The sequence below is a fragment of the Microcoleus sp. FACHB-1515 genome, from assembly GCF_014696105.1.
GTDB lineage: Bacteria > Cyanobacteriota > Cyanobacteriia > Elainellales > Elainellaceae > JAAUTJ01.
Genome location: NZ_JACJPO010000016.1, coordinates 1 through 8,081, shown reverse-complemented (window position 1 = coordinate 8,081; position 8,081 = coordinate 1). Strand labels below are relative to the sequence as shown.

At 52.0% G+C, this 8,081-nt stretch carries 9 protein-coding genes; 3 read left to right on the top strand and 6 right to left on the bottom strand.

All coding sequences use genetic code 11. The features are described 5' to 3' along the window. Positions 1–281 precede the first annotated feature (281 nt). The gene (locus H6F67_RS04320; protein WP_242020492.1) at positions 282–416 is read left to right on the top strand and encodes a DUF305 domain-containing protein; all 135 of its coding nucleotides are present in this window, start codon (positions 282–284) and stop codon (positions 414–416) included. On the opposite strand, the gene H6F67_RS27595 is transcribed toward H6F67_RS04320, so the two are convergent. The 5 genes from H6F67_RS27595 to H6F67_RS04295 all read right to left on the bottom strand — a co-directional run bounded on the left by H6F67_RS27595 (position 399) and on the right by H6F67_RS04295 (position 4,911). Further along, complete coding sequence (locus tag H6F67_RS27595) at positions 399–1,568, bottom strand: ParB N-terminal domain-containing protein (RefSeq protein ID WP_242020491.1); 1,170 nt, start codon at positions 1,566–1,568, stop codon at positions 399–401. The two genes, H6F67_RS04320 and H6F67_RS27595, sit on opposite strands and share 18 nt — an antisense overlap. After that, positions 1,568–2,425, bottom strand: coding sequence for a ParA family protein (locus H6F67_RS04310; RefSeq protein WP_190763691.1), 858 nt, complete (start codon positions 2,423–2,425; stop codon positions 1,568–1,570). The genes H6F67_RS27595 and H6F67_RS04310 overlap by 1 nt, the downstream gene beginning before the upstream one ends. A gap of 115 nt (positions 2,426–2,540) precedes the next feature. Then, positions 2,541–3,254: a hypothetical protein gene (locus H6F67_RS04305; protein ID WP_190763689.1), complete on the bottom strand. Its 714-nt coding sequence runs from the start codon at positions 3,252–3,254 to the stop codon at positions 2,541–2,543. Positions 3,255–3,349: 95 nt separating this feature from the next. Further along, positions 3,350–4,543, bottom strand: coding sequence for a relaxase/mobilization nuclease domain-containing protein (locus H6F67_RS04300; RefSeq protein ID WP_190763687.1), 1,194 nt, complete (start codon positions 4,541–4,543; stop codon positions 3,350–3,352). Then, positions 4,540–4,911: a hypothetical protein gene (locus H6F67_RS04295; RefSeq protein WP_206753885.1), complete on the bottom strand. Its 372-nt coding sequence runs from the start codon at positions 4,909–4,911 to the stop codon at positions 4,540–4,542. Before H6F67_RS04295 ends, H6F67_RS04300 begins: the two co-directional genes overlap by 4 nt. Before the next feature lie 265 nt (positions 4,912–5,176). Here H6F67_RS04295 and H6F67_RS04290 point away from each other — a divergent pair, with 265 nt between their 5' ends. Together H6F67_RS04290 and H6F67_RS04285 are read left to right on the top strand one after the other, a co-directional pair. Next, a complete protein-coding gene (locus H6F67_RS04290) occupies positions 5,177–6,439 on the top strand; it encodes a ParM/StbA family protein (protein ID WP_190763683.1) in 1,263 nt (420 codons plus the stop codon). A gap of 3 nt (positions 6,440–6,442) precedes the next feature. Beyond that, on the top strand, positions 6,443–6,883 hold the full coding sequence (locus H6F67_RS04285) for a hypothetical protein (RefSeq protein ID WP_190763681.1): 441 nt from the start codon (positions 6,443–6,445) through the stop codon (positions 6,881–6,883). A gap of 138 nt (positions 6,884–7,021) precedes the next feature. Here the strand turns inward: H6F67_RS04285 and H6F67_RS04280 are convergent, their stop codons facing one another. Next, on the bottom strand, positions 7,022–7,831 hold the full coding sequence (locus H6F67_RS04280; RefSeq protein ID WP_190763679.1) for a hypothetical protein: 810 nt from the start codon (positions 7,829–7,831) through the stop codon (positions 7,022–7,024). Between the last annotated feature and the right edge of the window lie 250 nt (positions 7,832–8,081).

Below are 8,081 nucleotides of genomic sequence, written 5' to 3'. Positions count from 1 at the left end.
TTTGTTGAGAATTCGGGTGGCGGTGGCGGTTCAGTGGCGGCTCCAATGGTGCGACAAGTCCTCGAAACTTACTTCAACGGCACTCAAGCGACTGGAGCAGCGCAGGCTGAATCCATTGTTTCAGATTAATGGAGAGCGGCTTCGATCGCGGAGGCTAGTTTGCTTCATTAAGTCAAATTGCCATCGTTCATCTCAGTTCACGGTAAAAGATTCTTCGTCTACAGAAGGATGAGTGCCGACGATTTGATTCAGGCGTTTGCTCGGAATGATTCATCAATGCAATGGTTCCACACCACGAGGCCGCAGTTGAGACGGCGCAGCAGGCGTTGGAAAATAGCGATCGCGCTGAAGTCAAAGAACTGGCACAAGGCATTATCGGCTGCTGCAAAAGCGATCCATCAATCCTTTGCTTTTGAGAGTATTTCAAGTTCTGCAAGTTTGGATTCAAGTGCTTGCTTAAGCGCTTTGATCTCGTCTGGTTGCCAGCTTTCAACTGAAAGCGCCTGCAACTGCTTCAGCATCCGTTGAGATGGAGTGTGACCGATTGATTGTTCAGCGCTATGCGTCCTGAACAAATGATTGACTAACTCGCGGGTTTCGCTCAACGCTAGATTCTCAGTCGCAACTTTTCTAGCAGCCTCTATTCTTATCTCTGCTGCGACTACCTCGTCTAACCTCAATTTCTTGGCGGAGAGCTTGTTAAGCTCACGAACTTTACTAGCATCCAAGCCGAATTCGTGAACGACTTCTTTAAGGTCGTCAGAGATTGCCAGCAGCGGAAAAACATTCGCGTTAATCGATGCTGGATTCAGTTGATAGCTCAGCAGCGTGTGCAAAATATTAAATTCTGCGGGGTGTTTCAGTTCAACTAACTCTAACCATTCACGCTGCCTCTCTCTTGATTCAGTAGTAATCGCTGTTAGGTCTGAAAGCTGCTTGTTTCGCTTGAAGCGTTGCAGGCAGGTGTTGAGGATCGTTGGAATGCGATCGCGCTCTTCCTCCAACTCTGGAAATCGATAAATAATCTGATTGATCAAACACTCTGCTAAATCGAGCGGGTGTAAATCTTTTCGATGAATGGAAGTTGACAGAGCTTGACTTTGAATCTCCTGAATATTGATTTCTTCTGTTTCTAGCGGAAGAATGACGGCTTTGAGTGTCGTCCACGGAACCAAGGGAGCCGAGCGCCACCGCCGTTCCCCATCAAAAATTAAATAATCCTCTTTCCAGGGAAACAAAATCACTGGAGTGTGCTGACCTTCTGCTTTGAGTAGCTCAGCAAATGCTTTCAATTCAGCCTGTGGAAAGGTTTGACGAGGCTGAAAAATATTGCGTTGCATTCGGGCAATTTCAATTTCTTGAATACCACCTTGAACTGAAAGCTGTTGAGTTAATTCTTGAATTTTCGCTTCAAGTTCTCGTTTTTCTGGAGTGGCAAGCGGTTGACTCTTGAGCTGAACAATTTCAGCCTCCAATTCTTCGACTCGGCTCGACAGTTGGTAAACCTTCTGGGTTTGCCCAGCCTCGGCAAAAATTTGACTTGCTCCGATCGGTTTGGGTTTCGCCATTACTTTCCTCGCAAAATGTCGATGATGCGAGACACGATCGGATCAAATGATCGAACGATCGCATCTCCAGGCTGGTAAAGGTGAACGGGTAGACCTGTCCCACTCGCGCTCAAAATAAAACCTGACTCTTTAATGGGAGGAAAGCAGGTAATTCCCATTTGTTGCAGTTGGTAGGGAATGGTCTCGTTGAGATCAATATCCGTTCTTGGTTTTCCTTGCTTGTCAATTCCCAGTAGATTTCGATGCGCCGCAAATTTAGCAACATTGACTCTAGAAGGTACAAACCCCAAGATTTCCGGTTGAGGGCGCAGCCGCAGCGATTCGATTTTTTGATAAAACCAATTCACCATCCCTGCTGCCCCAAACGAATCCTTGTACTCTGGCTTCAACGGCACGAGGATGTGAGTTGAGGCTGCCAGCGCGATCAGTCCCATCGGTTCCAATGAGGCAGGCGTGTCCAAAATGACGACATCGGCATCAAGCGGATAGTCTTCAAGGCGATCTCTGAGCACTTCATATTTCCGTTCATAAAGATGAAGGCTACGAATGACATCTTCAAGCGGGGCGCTCCCCTGAATCAACCGAACTGTGTCGATGTGATCGTTCCAGATGGGCAGGAGAGGATAGTCCCCTTTGAAGTCTTGCTCGAAAACGATCGCAAGAGATTGGCGTTTCTCAGGTGTAGTCGCTTTTCCACTAAACAAGCTCAACGAGCCATTTTGATCGAGGTCAATCAAAACGACTCGATATCCCTTCTTGCCCAGTGCATACGCCAAATGGGTTGACAGTGTTGTTTTTCCAGATCCGCCAGTGTTACTCTCGATCGCGATTCTGACTTGCTGGACGGCTTTCGGCATCGTGTTGAGCCAAGTACTATAACGTTAGAGTACATCGAACTGTCCCTTAACGTTATGGTACTCGCAGTGCTACTGCAAATTTCTTGAGACAGCAATTTCAATCATCTTGGCCTCTTTAAATTTCTGCCCTGACTTTTTCCTTAGACCAGTTCGCCGTGCAGCCTGCCCACGGCTGGCCGGAGCGCCAAACGAATCCGTCGAAAATATAGAAAACCACTCGGACTCGATGGGTTTGCTTGTCTACCTGAAAGAAATAGTTCTTCTTCCGAATAAAGTCAAACAGCACCAGGCACGGCATTTCAGCACTCAGCTTCAGCCATGCCTCAAATGCAGCGGCAGCGGGAAAATGCGAGTCGATTACCTCGATCGCCACGAGCGGCGATCGATCGCTGAGGCGGTGTGCTAACTGTGCCGCAAACAGATCATGCCGCCAGCGGATCGCCCCCAAGGTGCGGGTGACTTCCTTTTCCCAGCGGTACTGTTCCGTGCTAAACAGTTCAATCCAGGCTGGCTCTCCCGCTGTAAAATTCCGGTAGCCAAACGAAAAACCTTGGGGTTGCAAAGCGGCGAGCAGTTGATCCACTCTTTGGTTGTGTAAGCGTGAGTGTTCCGCCCGACTAATGAACTGCCGCACCGAATCACAGAGCGAGTAAAAATGCGGTGCCCCCGATCGCGCTCGAATAAACAGCCGGATTTCTCCGTCGGCATCCCACAGTTCCTGCGTTTTGAGAAAAGCCCGCCGGGTTGGATCGTGCAGCTCGTCGGCCTGCACCTTTCTCTCAACTCCGGTGCGATCACGGTAAAAGGCTTGCTCCCACTTTCTTGGCATCCTCATCGCCAATGATTCCGTTATCCAATGATCCACATCTTAGAGTTCGCACGGCTGCCGTGTTCGCCCCACGTCGTGTGCGATCGGGGTTCACCCTACAACTCAATCTGCTGGCTCTGGGACTTAGCCTGCTCCTGCTGCGCCAGTCGGTTCACGGCCTGTTGGGTGACGGCCACCACATACGCATGTGCCGCCGATCGGCCTTGCTGATGCAGAAGCTGTTGTGCGGGTTCGCCGCTCGCCACAATGCAGTGTGTTTCCTCGGCGTTGTGCCGATCGCTCAGTGCCCGCCGTGCCACCTCTAAATCCTGCTGTTCGGGCGACAGGTTCGCAGACGGTGCGTACTGCTGATAGCGATCGCGATAATACTGTCGGCGTGCCTGCTGTTCATGCTCGCGCTGGATCTGTGCTTGCCACTGCTGCAACCACTCCTGAGCCTGCTGCGCCGTCCGGTTCTGCATCTGGCGCAATTCCTCGGCTTGGCTGGAATCATAAGGCTGCACCAACTCGTTGCGCTGCAAGCCGCCAAACGTATATTGCGGCCCTAAATCCCCGCCTGCCCGCTGCTGGCCGTCGATCGCAAAACTGATGCCCATCGGCTCGCCGTGTTCCTCGCGAAAGCGCACCTCCACGCCTGCCGCCTTCAACCTGGCCGTCATCAGCACCAAGGCGGGCTGATCGTGTGTCGCCGCCTGCACCTGCTCCCACAAGCGTTCAGTCGGCGTTTGCTCAAGTCCCAGCCGCTGCTTCATCCGGTATTCGCCCGTCGTCAGATTGTGGCGATCGCGCTGCGGGCGGAAAATATAAGGCTGGAGGTCATACTTCGCTTCGATTTGCCGTTCGATCGCCGGATTGCCCTTCCAGCCATACTTGAGCTTGACCACTAGATACTGGTCATCGACCCAGTTGCCGTTGCGATCGACTGCACTCCCCCCACCATGCCCATGCTCGACATCGCATTTATGTTCCTGGTCGTGGTGTTGCGTATTGACGTACAAACAATCTTGGTGTCCGGTCAACTCATACAGCCGTCCAAAAATTGCAGCCATTTTAGGCCGACTGATCATCTCTCCAGGTTGGAACGAGATCGAAAAATGCCGCATCGTCACCCTCACGCGCGGATTGAGATCGCTAATGAAGCGAAATTCTTCGGCCAACTCCGCCGCCGTGCGTCCCGCCATGTTGGTTGAAATAATCGGGCTTTGCGTGGCATCAAGCTGTTTGTCTGGATCGAGCAGATATTGGCATAGCCCCAGCGGATCAGATCCTGAATGGTATTCAATATTCATCGCGATTCCTCCGTGCGATCGTAAAGCCGCTTCAGCGCAATCTCGCGGCGCGTTTGTTGAATCAATTCATGCAGTTCGGCTTTTTCCTGATCGGTGAATTCCGATCGATCGAGCAGGCGCTGAGCCATTAATCCAAGCTGCCAATAGACATCGAAATTGAGCAGCGCGCCTTCCGCCCGCCGTCGTGCCCCGACATCGCGCCCGTTGGCGAATGCCAAGTTGAGCAAAAAACGGCTCACCGACAGTCCACGTTCGCGCGCGATCGCCTTGAGTTCATCCTTTTGTGCTTCAGACGTGCAGTAAATTTCAATGCTTGGACGTGATTTTTGCCCCATACCCGGTACTGCCACAGCTTGCTTTTCAAGCATGATAGAAATTAGCCTTTGCCCTTCAGGTTAGCAATTTTATCAATCACTGGGGAAAACTGGGTTGTGTGAGCAAAAACGTCACAGCCTTGCACAAATTGTATCGCCAGCTTTAGCCCACTTGGAGCCGTTCTCAATCGCCTGTTGAGCAAAAAAGCCAAATAATTTCAGTTTTTTGTGCCAACCTGTGCAAACATGCTCAACCTTGCGACAGAGCAAAGCCGAATCTCGTTTTCTACAATGGAATTACTTCAATTTGTGGAGCAAAATGGCTGATATTACCTTGACGATCGATGCAGGTGGATCGCAATCCAAAGTGATTTATGCACTCAGCGATGGGGTGCGGCGTTGCCTGTCGATGTCCACTGAGGTTGAGCAGATTCAAAAGCAGCGGCTCGAAGAGTATTTCGCCCGACAAGCCTGGGTGGGTTCGCCTGCTCCTATGACACGAGCTTGGATCGAGTGGAACGAAGAAGTCTTTGTGTTGGGGCGGTTTGCCCAAAGCTTCAATCCTGAAGATCGCATCAAGGAGCGCAAGTACGAAAATGCCCTCTATAAAGTTCTCGCCATCCTGGGAATTATCGTGGCCGATCATCAAATCTCGGTTCCTCCGCGCCGGAAGCTAACCGTCGCACTGGGAATTCTGCTGCCCTGGAATGAGTACAACGATCGATCGCTGTTTGAGGTGCAGCTTAAGGCGATGCTGGCGGATTTTAAATTCCAGCACACCGCGCTGAAGATTGAGCTAGCCAGCTTTTTGTGCCGCCCGGAAGGTGGCGGGATCGCCGTCTCCTTCGTGCGATCGCGGGGTGTTGACTGGCTGCGCTCCAAGCGGTTAGGCGTCCTGATGCTTGGGCATCGCAACACCACCGCCTTGTATTTTGAGCAGGGCGAATTGAAGCATGGCGATAGCCCCCTTTTGGGTTTTGCCGTTTTGCTCGATCGCATCAATGAACTCGTGGGCGGACTCGATCGCGACAAGCTCACGGCTGCACTCGCACAAACTTCCCCCCAAGGGACATCCACACCAGCGTATCTTGGCAGAATTCGCGTTCTGCAAGAACCAAAGTGGGAAGCCGCAGATGCCATTCGTTCGCTCGCGTCTGCCAAAAATGCCGCCCTGCGCGATGCCGAAATCAAAACAATAGCGCAAGTGATTCGGGCGGCAACTGAAGAGTATTGGGAAAAAATTGAGCAGTGGCTCAAGAAGAATGCGCTGGCAACCTCCACGTTAGATGAGGTGCTCATTGGCGGTGGAGCCGCGCAATTTTTGCGCCCCAGACTGGAAAAATACTTCAATAGCTGCGAGCAACTTGAATCGAGCGTAATTCGATCCCGACAATCGACCCATGCGCCGATCGACGATCGCGCTCCCAGCACGCCGATCGATTGGTGTAGCGAGTTGCAAAATCAAACGCGACAGTTGCCCTTCCGCCTGGAAGAAAGAAGTGATCAAAATGCCATTGTGCGCTACGTGGACTGCTTTGGCCTGTTCGACTACTTGGTATCCACCCTGCAAACGGCGAAATAAATCATGAGTAAAGCGAGACCCCGCAAGAGCTTGAGTCTTCGATTGCAGCCCTACGCAGATTCGCCCTTAGCAGAAGTGATTGATTACCTCAACACTTTTGAAAAAGAAGACCTCAATCGCAAGATTGGAGACATTTTGGTGATGTGCCTGCTGCCTTATGCAAGGTTACACGCCAATGAACTGGAAGCCGATCTACGCATTACCTGCCTGGAAGCGTGTGACGCAATGGACAAACACGCGAGTACGATGCGGCAAGCGTTGAGAGTGCCACAACTGCAATTTCAACCGGGGTTTGTTTCCACGCCAGCGATCGACGCAAGCCGATCTCCCGTGCCAACCCAAGACAACGCTGCGCCAGATCCGGTAGACGATCAGGCTCAAACGTTGCGCCCGGTCATTCAAGACAAAGATTCGATCGAAGCCGTTGATCAGCTATTCGGGTAGTGCAAGTGGTGTATTTCGATTCGCTGGCGTCTGGTCATCCCAGCCTCGCAACCAAGTCGTTGCAAGGCTGGGATGTGGAAGCGCCTGATCCGATTGTCCGTGGGACGGCTAGTTAGTTCAGCTTGGGGCGATCGATCGCTAGGGAAATTTCACGTCTTGCCAATTGTCCAGTCCCAGATTTTCGCGAGCGATCGTCTGAAGGATGTCGTTCTTTCTGGGCACAGTCGCATTGTGCCGGCCTCCCAGTTTGAGTTGATCATGAAGATCGTCGAGCCTTTGTGCCTTTGCTTTCATCCCTTCCTGAATCGTGGCTTGATAGCTTGCGCCCATCGCACTCGCAATGCCCTTGATGGCTGGAAATGAAATCCGCAGCATTTGATCGGTGCGTTCTTGGCTGGTGTTGTACGAGATCATGGCCTCGATGATTTGGTCAATGATTTCGGCCTTATCACCACGAGCGCGGGATGATTCTGTTTCCGCTTTGGGGGGCTTGGCTTGACGTGGCGTGGCAGGTGCGATCGGTGCGCTCTGAGCAGGTTCGCTGCTGGGTGCAGCGGTTGCGGTTGATGCAATCGGCTCAATCGATGTCGGGCTAGTGGTTTGCTGAGCTAGCACTCGCTCCAGCATTTTGCGCGGGTCAGCCAATTCTGCCTGCATGGTTTCCAGTTGCGATCGAAGAAGCTGATTTTCAGTCTGGAGATCCTGTAGCTGTGCCAGTTGCTCCTGATTCGCTTGAAGGCGATCGCGCTCCGCTTCCAACTCACTCACGGTCGATTCGAGCGCCTGAATCTTGTCGAGAAAGCGATTGAGCGCCTTGCCCATTTCACCCATGCTCGCTAGCTGCTGTTGCTGCGTCGTCGTGGCCTGTTGCTCAAACGTAGTTAGCAACACCTGAAACACGTCGGCAATCGCGCCCGTTGTGCCGCGCTGGAGCATGAGTGCCATCATGCGATCGAGATCTTCGGCATACAGCTTGGGGTGCTTGGTGCGGCGTTTTTCAGTCGGCTCCGGCGCAGGCGCGATCTCGGTTGGTTGCGTCGAGGCTGCACTTTCAGTAGCAGACGGCTCTGGTGCAAAATCAGCAGCTATGCGTTAATCGCATTTTTCTTAACAATTTTCTCGATTGCTCAAACGGTTGCGGGGTAATAGTTTGAGCGAGTTTAGATTTTAATTTTTCTAGTTCAATTTCCGCCGTTGC